At 47.3% G+C, this 15,343-nt stretch carries 15 protein-coding genes; 11 read left to right on the forward strand and 4 right to left on the reverse strand.

Annotation, left to right across the window (positions count from 1 at the left end):
- Positions 1-120 precede the first annotated feature (120 nt).
- Positions 121-1,008, forward strand: coding sequence for a serine hydrolase domain-containing protein (locus IY568_RS21130; RefSeq protein WP_194868580.1), 888 nt, complete (start codon positions 121-123; stop codon positions 1,006-1,008).
- Here IY568_RS21130 and IY568_RS21135 read toward each other — a convergent pair.
- Both IY568_RS21135 and IY568_RS21140 read right to left on the reverse strand, forming a co-directional pair.
- A complete protein-coding gene (locus tag IY568_RS21135) occupies positions 992-1,567 on the reverse strand; it encodes an FMN-binding negative transcriptional regulator (protein ID WP_194868581.1) in 576 nt (191 codons plus the stop codon). The two genes, IY568_RS21130 and IY568_RS21135, sit on opposite strands and share 17 nt — an antisense overlap.
- Positions 1,564-2,139 carry a GNAT family N-acetyltransferase gene (locus IY568_RS21140; RefSeq protein WP_194868582.1) on the reverse strand — a complete coding sequence of 192 codons (576 nt, stop codon included), beginning with the start codon at positions 2,137-2,139 and terminating at the stop codon, positions 1,564-1,566. Before IY568_RS21140 ends, IY568_RS21135 begins: the two co-directional genes overlap by 4 nt.
- A 129-nt stretch (positions 2,140-2,268) precedes the next feature.
- Between IY568_RS21140 and IY568_RS21145 the strand changes: the two genes are divergently transcribed.
- The 3 genes from IY568_RS21145 to IY568_RS21155 all read left to right on the forward strand — a co-directional run bounded on the left by IY568_RS21145 (position 2,269) and on the right by IY568_RS21155 (position 4,876).
- Complete coding sequence (locus tag IY568_RS21145; protein WP_194868583.1) at positions 2,269-3,708, forward strand: PLP-dependent aminotransferase family protein; 1,440 nt, start codon at positions 2,269-2,271, stop codon at positions 3,706-3,708.
- Positions 3,709-4,036: 328 nt separating this feature from the next.
- Positions 4,037-4,408: a hypothetical protein gene (locus IY568_RS21150; protein WP_194868584.1), complete on the forward strand. Its 372-nt coding sequence runs from the start codon at positions 4,037-4,039 to the stop codon at positions 4,406-4,408.
- A 96-nt stretch (positions 4,409-4,504) separates the two neighbouring features.
- Positions 4,505-4,876 (forward strand): hypothetical protein, encoded by a 372-nt coding sequence (locus IY568_RS21155; protein ID WP_125557471.1) that lies wholly within the window; start codon positions 4,505-4,507, stop codon positions 4,874-4,876.
- Positions 4,877-4,907: 31 nt separating this feature from the next.
- Here IY568_RS21155 and IY568_RS21160 read toward each other — a convergent pair whose 3' ends face one another.
- A complete protein-coding gene (locus IY568_RS21160) occupies positions 4,908-5,381 on the reverse strand; it encodes a SixA phosphatase family protein (RefSeq protein WP_194868585.1) in 474 nt (157 codons plus the stop codon).
- Positions 5,382-5,717: 336 nt separating this feature from the next.
- On the opposite strand from IY568_RS21160, the gene IY568_RS21165 reads away from it, so the two are divergent.
- The 6 genes from IY568_RS21165 (at position 5,718) to IY568_RS21190 (ending at position 13,090) form a co-directional block, all read left to right on the forward strand.
- Positions 5,718-6,974 carry an efflux RND transporter periplasmic adaptor subunit gene (locus IY568_RS21165; protein WP_125557467.1) on the forward strand — a complete coding sequence of 419 codons (1,257 nt, stop codon included), beginning with the start codon at positions 5,718-5,720 and terminating at the stop codon, positions 6,972-6,974.
- 18 nt (positions 6,975-6,992) lie between these two features.
- The gene (locus tag IY568_RS21170; protein ID WP_125557465.1) at positions 6,993-7,706 is read left to right on the forward strand and encodes an ABC transporter ATP-binding protein; all 714 of its coding nucleotides are present in this window, start codon (positions 6,993-6,995) and stop codon (positions 7,704-7,706) included.
- Position 7,707: 1 nt separating this feature from the next.
- Positions 7,708-9,021, forward strand: a complete 1,314-nt coding sequence (locus IY568_RS21175; protein ID WP_125557463.1) for an ABC transporter permease — start codon at positions 7,708-7,710, stop codon at positions 9,019-9,021.
- Positions 9,022-9,032: 11 nt separating this feature from the next.
- Positions 9,033-10,238, forward strand: a complete 1,206-nt coding sequence (locus IY568_RS21180; protein ID WP_125557461.1) for an ABC transporter permease — start codon at positions 9,033-9,035, stop codon at positions 10,236-10,238.
- Between the two features lie 197 nt (positions 10,239-10,435).
- The gene (locus IY568_RS21185; protein WP_194868608.1) at positions 10,436-11,773 is read left to right on the forward strand and encodes a sigma-54-dependent transcriptional regulator; all 1,338 of its coding nucleotides are present in this window, start codon (positions 10,436-10,438) and stop codon (positions 11,771-11,773) included.
- Positions 11,774-13,090 carry a sensor histidine kinase gene (locus IY568_RS21190; RefSeq protein WP_194868586.1) on the forward strand — a complete coding sequence of 439 codons (1,317 nt, stop codon included), beginning with the start codon at positions 11,774-11,776 and terminating at the stop codon, positions 13,088-13,090. It abuts the gene before it with no gap.
- Here IY568_RS21190 and IY568_RS21195 read toward each other — a convergent pair.
- Entirely contained in the window at positions 13,028-13,402 is a 375-nt protein-coding gene (locus tag IY568_RS21195; RefSeq protein WP_194868587.1) for a hypothetical protein, read from the reverse strand. The genes IY568_RS21190 and IY568_RS21195 overlap by 63 nt on opposite strands.
- A gap of 122 nt (positions 13,403-13,524) precedes the next feature.
- Here IY568_RS21195 and IY568_RS21200 point away from each other — a divergent pair, with 122 nt between their 5' ends.
- A complete protein-coding gene (locus IY568_RS21200; RefSeq protein WP_194868588.1) occupies positions 13,525-15,333 on the forward strand; it encodes an ATP-binding protein in 1,809 nt (602 codons plus the stop codon).
- Positions 15,334-15,343 lie beyond the last annotated feature (10 nt).

Here is a 15,343-nt window from a genome sequence, read left to right on the forward strand (position 1 = left end):
CGCACTTTCTTTCTTGGATCTTTAGTTTGTTTGGAGAGCTTAATAAATTCAGAAGGCTGCAAAATCACTATCACATAGATGGAAATTGGATTTTGACATTAGATCATAAATTTAATCAATTTGGTATTACTTAGTCTCGATGAGCCCGTATTGCCCTGGGTACCCGAAGATATGGCAGGTCGCATTCAGCATCTTGAATTCATGACATTGCGTCAGCTGCTTAATCACAGCGCAGGGATAGTTGAATACAATGATGTGGGGGAGCTGGATTTTATTCGGGCGCAACTTGCAGACAAAGTACATCGCAAAGGCAACCGGTTTGCACTGCAGTTTGTTTTGGATCAGTCACCTTATTTTGAACCGGGTGAGGGTTTTGCCTATTCAAATTCCGGCTATGTACTGGCAGGTATGGTGATCGAAAACAAGTTAAAACAGCCTCTTGGTCGGCTACTGCACGAGCATGTGCTTGAGCCGCTAGGTTTAACTGAAACCTTTGTTAAAGGGCATGACAGTGCGGCTGATGACGTTGCATCTGGCTATTTTTTCAATATGGATGAGCCTGATTTTGTGCTGCCATACCGGCAGCGATACAACACTAAACAGCTGATTGTGAATACGGCATTAGCAGATGCGCCGATTGCAGCAAGTGCAAGGGACATGGCCAAGCTACTTAAAGCCATCCTTGTTAAAACGCAGCCTGTTAATGAACGCATTTATCGTAATATGGTCGGCGAAGAGTCTCTTCATACGGCCCGTTGGTTGCCGAGCTTTATGGATGGGGCGTTGTATTATGGTTTAGGGGTGATGGTTGAAAAGCATAAAGACGGCGTTTTATATCATCATGGCGGCAATGAGTTTGGTTATATTACACAAAGTGTTTATCTGGCTGAGCAAGACGTGGCGATCGGGTTGATCGCCAATTGCGGTGCTCAGGATGAGTGTGATGAACCGGTTATTGCGCTGACTCAGGCACTGATCGCACGTTTTACCGCTAATAATAGCGACTAAGTGGATTCCCCTGGGTTTCCAGCAGGTGCGCTATGCGCTGCCGGGTTTCGTCACTTTTATTCTGGCTTAGCTTAAATGTGCCTGTGATTGACTCAATTTTAATTTTGAAAAAAAACAGCTGCGAAAATAATTTTGTGATTTGATTGTCACTAAGCACTGACATATCCCAGGGGTTAACGGGCGACTCAAATTGTTTTAGCTGCTGGTGCAATGCTGAGCGCTTCTCCTCTGGATTTGTGATTTGTGTGAGTTGTCCTCGAATATGCGCTGTGGCGTAATCCCAGGTTGGCAGCGGCAGGCCTTTTACCTCACTGGGAGATAAATATGCATCCGGCCCTCTGAACAACACCTGTAGATGGGCTTTATCCAGTTGCGTAAGCGGGTTCGCTGGATTTGCATGCCCTAACAAGTGGGTTTTTTCATGGTTCAAACTCAAAGACATGTGGACAAAAGGGGTGTCAGAGTTTGGGATAACCAAGGTTGCCAGAGGGTGTTCATCTATCAATTGCCAAAGGCGTTTGGTATTTTGCTCTGAAAAGGCGTTGCGTGGATAACTCATAACCAGCCCTCCAGTTTACTTTTTACGTCAGGCCACATGTCATCTGTGATCGCAAACTGGGCGGTGTTACGAAAGGCATCAGGTGCGACACGCTGATCTTTGAGTATTATTCCTTCAAACTGTGCACCCAGACGGGTAATCGCCGAGCGCGATGTCTGATTGTGTTCGTGCGTACGTAGTTGTACACGTACCAGACCCAGTGTCTCAAAAGCATGTTTTAGCAACAGATATTTTGCATGGGTGTTAATGTGGCTACGTTGCCATTGCTCCCCAATAAAGGTATGGCCTATTTCAGCGCTAAGGTTAGCCTTGTGCAATCTGAATAAACGGGTACTGCCAGCCACCTCATTGCTGCGTGTGTCGATGATCACCAGCGGTAATTGAACATCGGGGTTAAACTGTGCGGTATGTTCAAACCAGTAAACGAGCTTTTCAGTTGATTGGCAGTAATTGTCCAGCACCCAGGTCCATAGTGCCTTTTGCTCTCCAAAGCGACGCAAATGTGGCAGATGTTCGCGAGAGAGTGGCTCTAGTCGTACTTTGTCTGATCCCAGCGTAATTTGATTCAACATAGGTCTTTACTCCAATAACAGTGTTCGAATTAGGATCAGCTTAGTGTTTTCTGGTAGGTTATAAACAACCAGAATGTTATTTTTGATTAGACCAGCAGCGTTACTTCGGAGCTGGTCGGGAGGGAAAACATGTTAACCGGCCACCCTTTGGATCAGGATTCACCTAAACATATTCAGCTGGCGGAACAGATCTGTGTCGCAATTAAACAAGGACATTTACGACCAAACGATCCGCTGCCGTCAGCCAGAAAGCTTGCTGAGTTATATGGCATTAATCGTCATACTGTGATGACCGCATTGCAAAATCTGGTGGCTCAGGGCTGGCTGTGTTCAGAGCAAAGACGTGGATACAGGGTTAATCAGGCATTGCCGATTGAGTCCAGTCAACACACTATAAGGCCCAGTGCACCGGCCAGAGATATAAAAGCTGATTTTGCGTTATCCTTGTCTGAGGGGGAGCCCAGTGACAGAGAAAATACCCAGTATGAGTATAATTTTTCTGGCGGCCTGGCTGATCTTATGGAGTTCCCTTACGATGAGTTTCGTCGTCATTTGAGCCAGGCCTGTCGAGTAGTGAATGCCGCGCAATTACACTACGAACATTGTAGTGGTGAACCTGCTTTGAAGCTTCAGCTTCGGCATTACTTGCGTCGTGCTCGTGCTTTGGAGTGCGATGACCTACTGGTGTGCAATGGCTCTCAGGAGGCATTGTTTTTAATTGCCAAAGCCTTTATCAGAAGCAATGAGGGGGTGGCGGTGGAATCATTGGGTTACCCGCCAGCGCATCGGGCGTTTGAGGCATGCGGTGCGACACTGTATGGCATCGCTCAGGATAAAGAAGGGCTGAGTGTAGACAGCCTGCGTGCCTGCTTCGAACAGAATCGAATTAAGCTGCTGTACTTAACGCCATTGCACCAGTACCCAACCATGGTGACCTTATCCGTTGGACGTCGTATGGCGATATATCAGCTTTGCGCAGAATACGGTGTGTTTATTATTGAAGATGATTATGACCATGAATTTCATTATCGCTGCCCTCCTTTGCAGCCAATGGCTGCAAGTGATCCTCATGGGATTGTGATTTATGTCTCTACGTTTTCAAAAATCATGTTTGCCGGCGCCAGAATGGGCTACCTGGTTGCCAGAGAGGATGTACTGAATGAACTGATTACACTTAAGCAGCTGATGAATCACAAAAATGACATCCTATTACAATTGGCTTTAGCAAACTGGATGACCACCGGCGAGTTTGAGCGTCATTTAAGGCGTATGACCAAGCGTTATCAGGCTCGATGTGATGCGTTGGCGTCTGAACTCAGACGCTATCAGCAGTCTGGGTATTCATTGACCTTTGCCTTACCAGATGGCGGCATGGCATTTTGGGTCAATACGCACCAGGATGTATCTGGTTTGAGCGCCCGTGCTGCAGAGCTGGGGGTTTATGTTCAAACTGAAGCCGAATTCTGGCGATTTCCACAACAACATTACACTCATATTCGTCTTGGTTTTGCCGGGCAAAATGAAGAAAAAATGCGAGCAGGTCTGTTGCGCATCATCTCGTTACTTTGAATGCCGGATGATGTACGTTACATCGCTGGCATTTAGATTTCAGGTTCGGGTCACTGGCTGGGACGTTCGAGTATTCGTATTGTGACTAATATATTCATTCTAAACAGAGGTTTGAAGAAAAATAATTCCTGCAATCCTAAGCATTAGCACGTCTGCAATAGATGAGTAAAATTATAACCAAAGTGTAACTTTTTTGTTTTTATTGTGTCTTTTGTTTTTTCGAATGTTGACTTATGCGCGTTAAGGAGGCTAGCTTTATTAACGAATGTTGCACTTGGTGTTTCATTTGAATATCAACTGGTTCACAATAATGATAAGGATAATAACTATGAAGACAACAATAAAAGCTTTCGCGCTCGTAGCCGGTACACTGTTTGCTGGTTCTGCCTTCTCTGCACAGGTTGTATGTGACGTTTACCCTAAATCCAATGGCAGCAGCTGGGGTAATGGCACGGCTAACTGTTCAGGCTTTGACTACTCATTCGGTAGAACAACCAATGGTCGTTATTATCTGAAAGACGTTACTAAGTCTATTCAGGAAGTACGTTGGGAAGGCGATGCGCAATGCACCGGTGGAACTAGCTGCAACGCAACGATTCGTGCGTACACCAGCAATAAAGCATCAGCACTGATCCTATACAAAGATGGCACCTGGGAAAGAACTAACACTGCAAGCGCGTTTTACGAAACAGGTCACTAGGGTATTGCCTGACATTGTCGCACTTATACGGTTTGCACCGATTAATGCGGCAATTAATTGTTTTGTCTTGTTCTACTATAGATAAGGAATATATTTATGAAAACAACAATTAAAGCATTTGCTCTTGTAGCGGGAACATTCTTTGCGGGCTCTGCATTCTCTGCACAACTGGTGTGCGATGTATACCCTAAAAGTGGCGGCCACAGTTGGGGTAACGGCACAGCAAACTGCTCAGGTATTGATTTCTCGTTCGGCAGCTCTACGGGTGGACGTTTTTACCTGAAAAATGTCACTAAACCTATCGAAGAAGTGAGCTGGAGTGGAGATGCCCGTTGTTCTGGAGGCACTAGTTGTAATGTCACAATCCGTGCATACAGCAACACGTCCGCGTCGGCATTGATCCTGTACAAAGATGGTACCTGGGAGCGCACTAATACCGCCAGTGCATACTACGAAACAGGCCATTAACAGTTGAATTGAGGCCCAGTGCTACTGGGTCTCATTCATTTGAATCTTGCTCTTCCAATACTGCTTTACCATTCTGCCAGCTTACGATAAACACCTTATGAAATTCATCCTCGCGAATACTGACAGTCTGTCCGCTCAGTAACTTTACCAGCTCCGGTGTGGTGTTACTGTGACCCGCAACCACAATGGTCCCCGAGTAGGTTTTGAGTTGCGTAGCAAAGTCAGCCAATGCCCGTGGGTCATACAATTGTACAGGTACTGAGGTCGCGGTGCTCAAAGGTGCTAGCGTCAGCCTTGTCCGGTTGTAATCTGTTGAAAATAAACGGTCCGGGTTCAAAGGGGCCAGCAAGGTGGCGAGTCTTTGTGCCCTTTGTTGGCCCTGTGGCGTGAGTTCAGGATCCTTCCCCTTCATTTTTTCTGCGTGGCGCATCAAAACAATTCGCTCTGGCTGCGCATAGACAGTAACCGAAGCGAGCGTTATCAGTATCAGGAGTAGGGTTTTCATTGTATTTCTTATCCTAAAAACGAAAGCCAACAGTGTGTCTAATTTTGTCCCTAATAGCAAATAACGCCAGCCAGGGTCGTCCTGTCCGCTTTCGGTGAACTGTCCGGTTTTGCTCAAAATAGCGGACACTTTTTCCGTCCGCGGACACTTTTCTTCATGTATAAAACTCACCAAGTCATTTAAAAACAATAAGTTAAAAGTTGGCATGACTCTGGTATTTATTTTACTAAACCGATGACAGGACACTTCGACATGCACAGGATAATGGCCTTGCCATTGAGCAATGTTGGAAGCCGAACCTGGCAGTAGCGAAGTGAATAAGACTAAGGAGTACCCATGATTAAAGACACCAGTCAACAGGATTTAGTGGTGAAACCCGCAAGAGTGAGCTGGAAAAAGGCAGTCGGTGCGATTGTACTGATTGGTGCTTTAGGCGCCACTGCTCGTGCCATCTCAATGGCTGATACAGCAGGTCGCTCATTTGAACTCAGTGCTTTGCAGGTCGCAACGGTGTCGCGAGGGGATTTTGTACGCGATATTTTGGCCAGTGGCAGAATTGTTGCTGCGAATGCACCTCAAGTTTATAGCCCGGAAGAAGGCTTTGTTGATTTGCTGGTAAAAGCGGGTGATACCGTGGCTGCCGGTGACGTCATTGCCAGGGTCGTCAGTCCGGCACTGACTAATGAGCTAAAACAACAGCAGGCTGAGCTGGCGCGTTTAAGCGATGGTCTGGCACGGGAGCAATTGGAGGTCAGACGTGAAACGTTGGCACTCAATCGCAGTCTGGAACTGGCTAAAGTGACACTGGATGCCGCTGAACGTGAAAATCGCCGGGCTCAGCTTTCCATTAAGAAAAACCTGATCAGCCAAATTGATCTTGAAGAAGCGGTAGACGAACTAGCGCGTGCCAGACTGAATTTCCGTCATGCCCAGCAGGAAGTTGCGCTGGGTAAAGATACTCTTGCGTTTGAGCTGGCTGCGGCGAGTAATCTGGTTGAACGACAGCAGCTGGTTGTGGAGGAACTTCAGCGTAAGGTAAATGCGCTGGATATCAATGCACCGGTGAGTGGACTAGTCGGTAATTTATTGGTACAGACCAAGGCAGCCGTCTCAGCCCAGCAGGCGCTGATGACCTTAGTTGATTTGTCTGCCTATGAAGCGCAACTGCAAGTGCCTGAAAGTTATGCTAATGAGCTCGGTCTTGGCATGAGTGTGGTACTGCAGGTTGGTGCCAGCGAGGTGTATGGTAAGCTCTCTGCGATTTCTCCTGAGGTCAGCAATCGGGAAGTGACGACCAGAGTACGTTTTGATCAAAGCGATATTGGCGGGATCCGGCAGAACCAACGTTTGTCCGCTCGGATCCTGTTAGATCACAAAGAAGATGTAATGAAAGTGCGCCGGGGTTCATTTATGAATGCAGGGGGACATGTCGTTTACCGCATTGAAGGTGAAGTGGCCACGCGTCTGGATGTGCGCACTGGGGCATCCAGTGTCAATGAAGTGGAAATATTGGATGGCCTGAAACCTGGCGATCAAATCATAGTGTCTAATTACGAACAATTTGAACAAGCACCTTTAGTGCAACTGAGATAAAAAAAAAGGATAACAACAATGCTAGATATGAAAGCGATCAGTAAAGTTTATCAAACTGACATGGTACAGACTCATGCACTTCGGGATTTTAATCTGCATGTGGCTGAAGGAGAGTTCGTGGCTGTGACCGGCCCTTCCGGCTCAGGCAAAACCACTTTTTTAAATATTGCGGGCATGCTGGAGCCTTTTAGTGGCGGGCAGTATTGTCTGGACGGCGTCGATATTGGCAAGCTCAATGATAACGCCAGAGCCGATTTGCGAAACCAGAAAATTGGCTTTATTTTCCAGGGCTTTAACCTTATTCCAGACCTAAACCTGTACGAAAATGTTGAAGTTCCTTTGCGATACCGTGGTATTAAATCGGCAGAACGTAAACGTCGGGTAGAGGAGTGTCTTGAGCTGGTAGGCCTGGCAGGGCGCGCTAAACACTTACCTCAGCAATTATCCGGGGGCCAACAACAACGTGTTGCGATTGCCAGAGCGTTGGCCGGACGACCGCGCTTTTTGTTAGCGGATGAACCGACCGGTAATCTCGATAGTCTGATGGCACGTCAGGTAATGGAGTTACTGGAGCAAATCAACCGCGAGGGTGCAACCATTGTGATGGTAACCCATGATCCTGAACTGGCACGCCGGGCACCGCGCAATATTCAAATTGTAGATGGCCGGGTGACAGACTTTACCCTATATCAGGGCCGTTCATCTGAAGCGGCGATAGCAGCAGGAGGTTAATATGTTTGTCCATTATATTGATCTGGCCTGGCGCAGTTTGCGCCAAACACCCATGGTGACCTTCTTGATGATCTTAGCCATCGCAATTGGCATTGGCGTGACGATGACGACTTTGTCCGTATATCACATGATGTCTATGGATCCGATCCCACATAAGAGCGATCGTTTATTTGCGGTGCAATTACAAACGATGGATGACGGTGAAACTTGGCTAACAGATGACGACATTCCTTATCAGTTAACTTACCCGGATGCCATTAATCTTCAGGCGTTGCCTGGAGAGTTTGCGCGCGCGGCGATGATCCGCGCCGGGTTTTCCGTTCACCTTAATACACCAAGGAGTAAGCCCTTTATTGAAAATGCACGCGTAACAGGGCGCGATTTCTTTAGCATGTTTGACTTGACCTTCATTCATGGTGGAGCCTGGACAGAAGCACAATCACGTGATGCAGCACCTGTGGTCGTCATAGATGAGGAAATGGCGCAACAGTTATTTGGTAAGACAGATGTGGTGGGGGAATCGCTGTTTCTTGGTGAGCGTCGCCAGGAAATCGTGGGCGTGACACAAAAATGGCGACCAACCATTAAATTCTATGATCTGAACAATGGCAGCTTTGGTAAGGCAGAGCGACTGTTCGTCCCCTTCAGCCATGTGAAGGCCTATGGCGTTGATACCTGGGGTAATACCAATGGCTGGAAGTTTGAAGAAACCCGGGACTTTAACGACAAAATGAACTCAGAAATGCTGTGGATCCAGTTTTGGGTGCAGTTAGACACACCGCAGCAACGTCAGGCTTTTGGTGACATGCTGATGGCCTATATGCAACAGCAACAAAACCAGGGTCGTTTTAATCGTGATACGCTGGCGTATTCATTGCAAGACGTTAACGCCTGGATGAACTACAACGATGTTATCAGCGAAGACAATAAAATTCTGGTCGGATTAAGCTTTATGTTTCTCGCCGTGTGTGTGGCTAATATTTTGGGATTGTTATTGGCCAAGTTTATGCGCCGAGCCGCTGACGTGGGTGTCAGACGAGCGCTGGGTGCCAGTAAGCGACAGGTATTTTATCAACATCTGGTAGAAGTTGGCTTGCTAGGTCTGCTTGGTGGCACGCTGGGGGTATTGTTTGCACAGTTGGGCTTGCTGGGAGTACGTCAGACCTATAACTATTATGAAAGCCTGGCCAATATGGATTGGGTGATGCTGCTCAGTGCACCCGCAATCGCGATTTCGGCCTGCATTGTGGCGGGGCTTTATCCGGCCTGGCTTGTGTGTCGAACTACACCTGCTACCCATCTGAAAGTGCAATAAAGGAGTGTCACATGTTTGAATTAAAACCGACCATTAACGCGCTGATGCGTTCTAAACTGGGGGCTGTGCTGTTAATCCTTCAGCTTGCAATCACACTGGCGATTGTTAGTAACGCGGTATCCATTATTCAGGACAGGATGACCTATCTCAATAAAGAGACGGGTTATCCGGAAGACGACATTTTTAAGTTCAATTCACTGAATTTTGACAAGCAATTAGACCTGCTGCAACAGGTGGAGCTGGATGAGCAAAGCTTGCGTGGTATCACCGGTGTTATCGATGCCGTCGCTATTAGCTCAGTCCCCTTGTCGGGCAGTGGTAGCTCAGGTGGCTTGCAGCTCAAACCCGAACCACAAGAGAGTAAAAGGTCTACTATGGGTTATGTCACAGGCGACGAGCACATCCTTAATACACTAGGTTTATCTGTCTCAGAGGGACGTGATTTTAACGAGGCTGATGTTGTCGTGATTGATGAAAGCGATGCCCGTCCTTCCGTCGTCATTGTCAGTCGCGCGCTGTCTGATGAGCTATTTGGAGCGGGTAAGGGACTGGGTGAAACCATCTATTGGGGCGCCGATCCACTAAGCATAATTGGTATTGTCGAAACTATGGCTAATCAGTGGCCTAAAAGTAGCTTTGGTGAGAAAGCGGCGATTATTCCTATGATCCGAGTGGGGAATTTCCAAAAGTACCTGGTTAGAACCGCGCCGGGAGCGCGCGCTCAGGTAATGCGTCAGATTGAAGAATTGATGTTGTCCAGTCACCGTGACCGAGTGGTGAGTGATATCACAGGATTAGATCAGAAAAAAGCACGTTACGATGCCAAGGATGTATTGATGATGCGCATGTTGATGACGCTGATTGTTGTGCTGGTGGTAGTCACCGCGTTAGGTATTTTCGGCTTGTCGACCTTTAATATCAGCAAAAGAACCAAGCAGATTGGCACACGTCGAGCGCTGGGCGCCAGAAAGTCAGCGATTGTGCGCTATTTTGTCGTAGAGAATGCGCTGATATGTACCGTGGGGCTCATGCTGGGAAGTGCTGCGGCAGTACTTCTTGGACAAAAGTTAATGCAGTGGTATTCCGTACCGGCGCTGGGTTACTCATTTATTGTCGTAACGGCAAGCTTACTATTAGTAATGAGCTTGCTGTCGGTGCTGATGCCTGCACTGCGTGCGGCGAATATTTCTCCAAGCATTGCGACACGGAGTGTTTGATTAAGGTCATATGATTTAAATCAGGCTGTCGGCGATAAGATATTTATTGTCGGAGCCTGAATAGATGATAAGTCAGATGGTTACTTGTCCCATGATTACTTGCTGATATTAAAGCGGAGCATGATACACTGGGAACAAGGAGTCATAATAATGGAAATGACAGACTCTACGGATACTATGCGAGCACAATAATAATGATGAATAAGATACTCGTCGTCGATGATAATCAGGCTGTGTTAGATGCACTTTCACTGCTGCTGGAACTCCATGACTATCAGGTCGAAACGGCCTTAACCCCCTTTGAAGCGCTTCAGATAGTGCGATACCAGCGTATTGCTTTGGTGATCCAGGATATGAACTTTACTGCCGACACAACGTCCGGAGAGGAAGGCAAAGCTTTGTTTCAGGAGTTACGGGCTATCAACCCGCATTTACCGGTGATCTTGATCACTGCCTGGACTGAGCTGGAAATGGCCATTGAGCTCGTTAAAGCTGGCGCTGCAGATTATCTGGCCAAACCCTGGGACGATCAGAAGCTCCTTACGTCGGTTGCCAATCTGATTGCTTTGGGTAGGGCAAAGGAGAAAAATGAGCAGCATGAGCGTATTGCGCAACAGCGTGAAGCGCTTAATGCTGATGCCGATCTGCGTGGCCTAATTTTTCGCAGTGGCGCAATGCAACGTGTTGTGGATATGGCGGTGCAAGTTGCGAGATCTGATGTGGCGGTCTTGATCACTGGAGATAATGGTAGTGGCAAAGAAAAAGTTGCGGAGATTATTCAGGCCAACTCAGCGCTAAAAACGGCGCCATTTATCAAAATAAATGCCGGGGCTTTGCCACAAGAGCTTATAGAGGCTGAACTGTTTGGCGCAGAAGCGGGCGCATATACCGGCGCAAATAAACAACGTATCGGGCGCTTTGAAGCCGCCGATGGCGGTACTTTGTTCTTGGATGAAATTGGTAATTTACCGCTGTCGGGTCAGATGAAGTTGCTTAGAGTGCTTCAGACAGGGGAGTTTGAACGGTTGGGTTCAGTTGAAACCCGTCGCGTGAATGTCAGGGTTATCTCGGCCACAAATGCTGATTTGCTGGCTGACATCCAAAGTGGCCGATTTCGCCAGGATTTATATTATCGGCTCAATGTGATTGAGCTGAATTTGCCTCCGCTGAAGTCTCGTAGTGACGATATATTACCGCTTATCGCACATTTTTTACCTGATCGTGAACTGAGCCTGAGTGCAGAAAGCGCGCTGTTGAGTTATGACTGGCCTGGTAATGTCAGGGAGCTGGAAAACGCCTGTAAGCGTGCCGCTGTGCTTAACCCGCAGGGGGTATTGGAAGTCAGTGACTTCGGCTTGCAACAGGTAAGCTCGCCTGCCCAGACATCTGAACCGGGTAAGCAAGAGCCCGGAAAAGCTGAGCTTGAGGCGGCGATGCGGCAATTTCAAGGGGTGATAGCGAAAGTGGCGCGCCATTTTGGCATGAGTCGGCAGGCCTTGTATCGGCGGCTGCAAAAACATGGTATCGATTATTAAATGAAGATGCCTGGACTCTCTATCGCGCATAAACTTTATCTGGCGTTGACTCTGACCCTGACAGTCGTCAGTTTACCCTTGTTGAGCTTGGTGGCATGGCAAACCTGGATAGCGGCTTTACTGACAGCAATTTTGCTGGGGCTCACCATACTTCGACTGCTAACCCGCAAGCTATTTGCTGGTTTGCAGGCACTGGAAAGTGGTTTACTGAACTTTAAAGACAGCGACTTTTCAACTTTACTGGCATATCAGAATGACGATGAATTGGGCAGGTTGTGCCAGTTATATAATGAATCGGCTGCGCAACTCAGGGATGAAAAACAGTGGATTTATCAACGCGAGTTAATGCTGGATAAAGTGCTGCATAGCGCACCTCAGGTATTGTTGCTGACGGATGATAAGGGCATTGTGGTGTTTTCAAATCACAGTGCAAAGGCGCTGCTTAACTGCGAGCATAACCTTGAGGGTATGAAGCTGGAAGAGCTCGCTCAGCAAGCAAACCCGGCTTTGTATCATGCTTTGTCGGAAGCGGCGGATGGATTGTTTGAATTACAGCGTAATGAAGACGACAAGCAGACCTGGCATTTGTCAAATGGTGAGCTATTACTCAATAATCAGTTTCATCGGCTGTATATCTTTAAGCAGCTTACTCGCGAGTTGAATCGTCAGGAAGTTGCGGTGTGGAAGAAGGTGATCCGCATTATTAGTCACGAGTTAAATAACTCGCTGGGGCCAATTTCTTCGATGCTTCACAGTGGTAAAATACTGGCCAATAAGTTGCAGGATACACGGCTTGAACGGGTTTTCTCGACCATAGATGAGCGGATCCGTCATCTGACCGAATTCGTGCAAGGGTATGGAAAGTTTGCCAAACTTCCCACCCCGAGACTGGCCCCTATCGAATTGCCTGAGCTGCTGGCACAATTGCAAGCCCATTGGCAATTTAGTTATACGCAAATGGACACTCTGCCTCAGAGCCGGCAGCTGCGTGCTGATGCGGCTCAATTGGAACAGCTACTGATTAATTTACTCAAGAATGCCCATGAGTCTGGCGGTGCCCCGGATGCGGTCGGGATTGAGGTAGGCTTTTCGACCCAGCATGTTCAGATCCGTGTTGTTGATTCCGGGCAGGGAATGACAGAGCATATTATGGCCAATGCCTTAATTCCATTTTACTCTACTAAATCAAGTGGCACAGGTTTAGGCCTGGCATTATGTCGCGAAATCGTGGAAGCACACCACGGCCACATCCAGTTAAGAAACCGCGCTCAGGGCGGGCTGTGTGTTGAGATCCGTCTGCCGCTCACCACTATCTGATTGGGGGTCTGAGCGGTCCGGGCAGCCCTTTACCTTTTCCAGCCAGGAGATTGTGTTAGCGGCAATAACTATTGTACCAGATACCACTAGACTGGCTGCACTGACTAAGCCGAAACCAGCTAAAACCAGAGCGCAAGCATCGCCCCGGCACTGGCTGACGGCGTGCATTTGTGTGCTGGTCAGTGTTTTCTTTTGCAACATCATTTTGCATTTCGGGTCGTAATATTGCGTTTCTTGTGGGGCAAACATACAACTACCGACAAAGAATATACTCAGGAGCCACAGGCTCGAAATGGATTTTAAACGTGTCATATGGACCTTTATCGGGGGAAATTTATATTAAAGTGTGGCAGCAATCGTATCGCCCAGCTTGAACTAGATTGAAAAATGCACATACTCAAATAAGTAGAGTATGAATGACGTTTTGATAGATTATGGTTGATCCGCTCAAACAGGTAAAGCAGCTCAGAATCAAGTTGCTGTTATTGTTAGTTGTTGTGTTTGTGGCACTGGCAGCCATAGTGCCGTTTGTGATCTCCAGTTTAAATGAGCGTAATGACCTGAATACACATATCGACTCAATCAAAAAAATAACCAGTGAAATCATCTACTATGATGAAGTCCTGACCATGTCGTCGCGAATGTATACCTTTACCGGGGATGAAAAATGGTCTCAGCGCTATCTCAATATCGCTAACACACTCGATAAAACGCTGTTAGAAGCTAAAACGCTGGATCCAGCGATTGCTGACGCGATATCACAGACTGTTCAGATAAACACTAAATTGATAGAAATTGAGACTCAGGCTTTTGCTTTAAGCCGTGCCGGTATGCAGCAGCAGGCTCAAAAAATACTGCTGGATGAAACTTATTTCGCACTCAAATCGCAATATCAGGCAACCGTTTTTGCCGCTCTGGATAAAACCAGGGCGCTTAGTGAGACTGAATTGGTAAAACAAAACGAAGTGAAGACCAGCATTTTGCTCTCCTCTTTAATTGTATTGACCTTGCTATTTTTGATTTTCATTGCTTATTTATACCGGCACAACAAACAAGCTGACGCAACGATGGAAGCTTTGCTTAGCTCACTTAACGGCTCAATAGCGCAGTTTAAGGCGACTTCGGAAGAGCTGACATTGGCAAATAAAGCCAAGTCGCAGCTATTGGCGAATATGTCGCACGAGTTCAGAACGCCAATCAACGGTTTATACGGTGCCCTTCAGCTGTTGCGTAAAGAAAAACTTTCAGCTGAAAGTAGCTCTTTGCTGGATACGGCGACGATGTGCAGTGAAATGCTCTCGACCCTGGTAAATGACATTCTTGATTTCACTCAGATGGAAGCGGGCAAGTTGCAATTGGATATCGGTGAATTTGAACTGAATAAAGTTACCAGAGCTGTGGAGCATATATTTCGTCACGAATGTGAGCAGAAAAAACTGCGCTTTGAATACAAGTTTGATGTAGCGCAAACACTAAGAGTGGGTGATGAACTGCGTCTTAAGCAGGTGCAGATAAACTTGCTCAGTAATGCGGTTAAGTTTACTGTGCAGGGCCGTATCTCTCTGTCTGTGGTCGCAGAGGCAAACTCAGAGTGGGTTGATATTGTGATCCGTGATACCGGGATTGGTATGAGCAAGAGCGAGATCACTAAACTCTTCGAGCAATTTGAACAAGGTGATGCATCACCTACCCGGCTTAACGGGGGGACTGGACTGGGCCTGGCAATCGTTAAGTCTCTGGTCGATGCCATGGAGGGAAAAATTGACATTACCAGCCAGACTGGGGTGGGTACCAGTATTAAAGTCTCTTTGCCACTGCAACTGGTTGATGCTCAGGAAGATGTGAGCGGTAATCATGGCCAGAATGTAAATGGAGAAGGCTTGTTGCAGGGCTTATCGGTGCTGATTGTTGAAGATAATGCGGTGAATCAAATTATCCTTCAGAAAATGCTGGTGAGCCAGGGTGCCAAAACGGCCGTGGCAAGTAATGGTCAGGATGCAATAGATAAAATGAATTCAGAAGTCCGTTTGGTTCTGATGGACATTCAGATGCCAGTGATGGGCGGCATAGAGGCATTTCAGGTCATCAGAAATCAGTGGCCAATCGTGCCTGTGATAGCGGTAACCGCCAACGTGTTTGATAGCGATATTTCACACTATGCGGATTTGGGCTTTGACGCCGTTGTGGCCAAACCCATATCTCAATCGGAACTGACTGATACCATTCTTACCAATTGTGTCTGAAAACAGAGCC

It is taken from the genome of Pseudoalteromonas sp. PPB1 (genome assembly GCF_015356275.1).
Taxonomy (GTDB): domain Bacteria; phylum Pseudomonadota; class Gammaproteobacteria; order Enterobacterales; family Alteromonadaceae; genus Pseudoalteromonas; species Pseudoalteromonas rubra_D.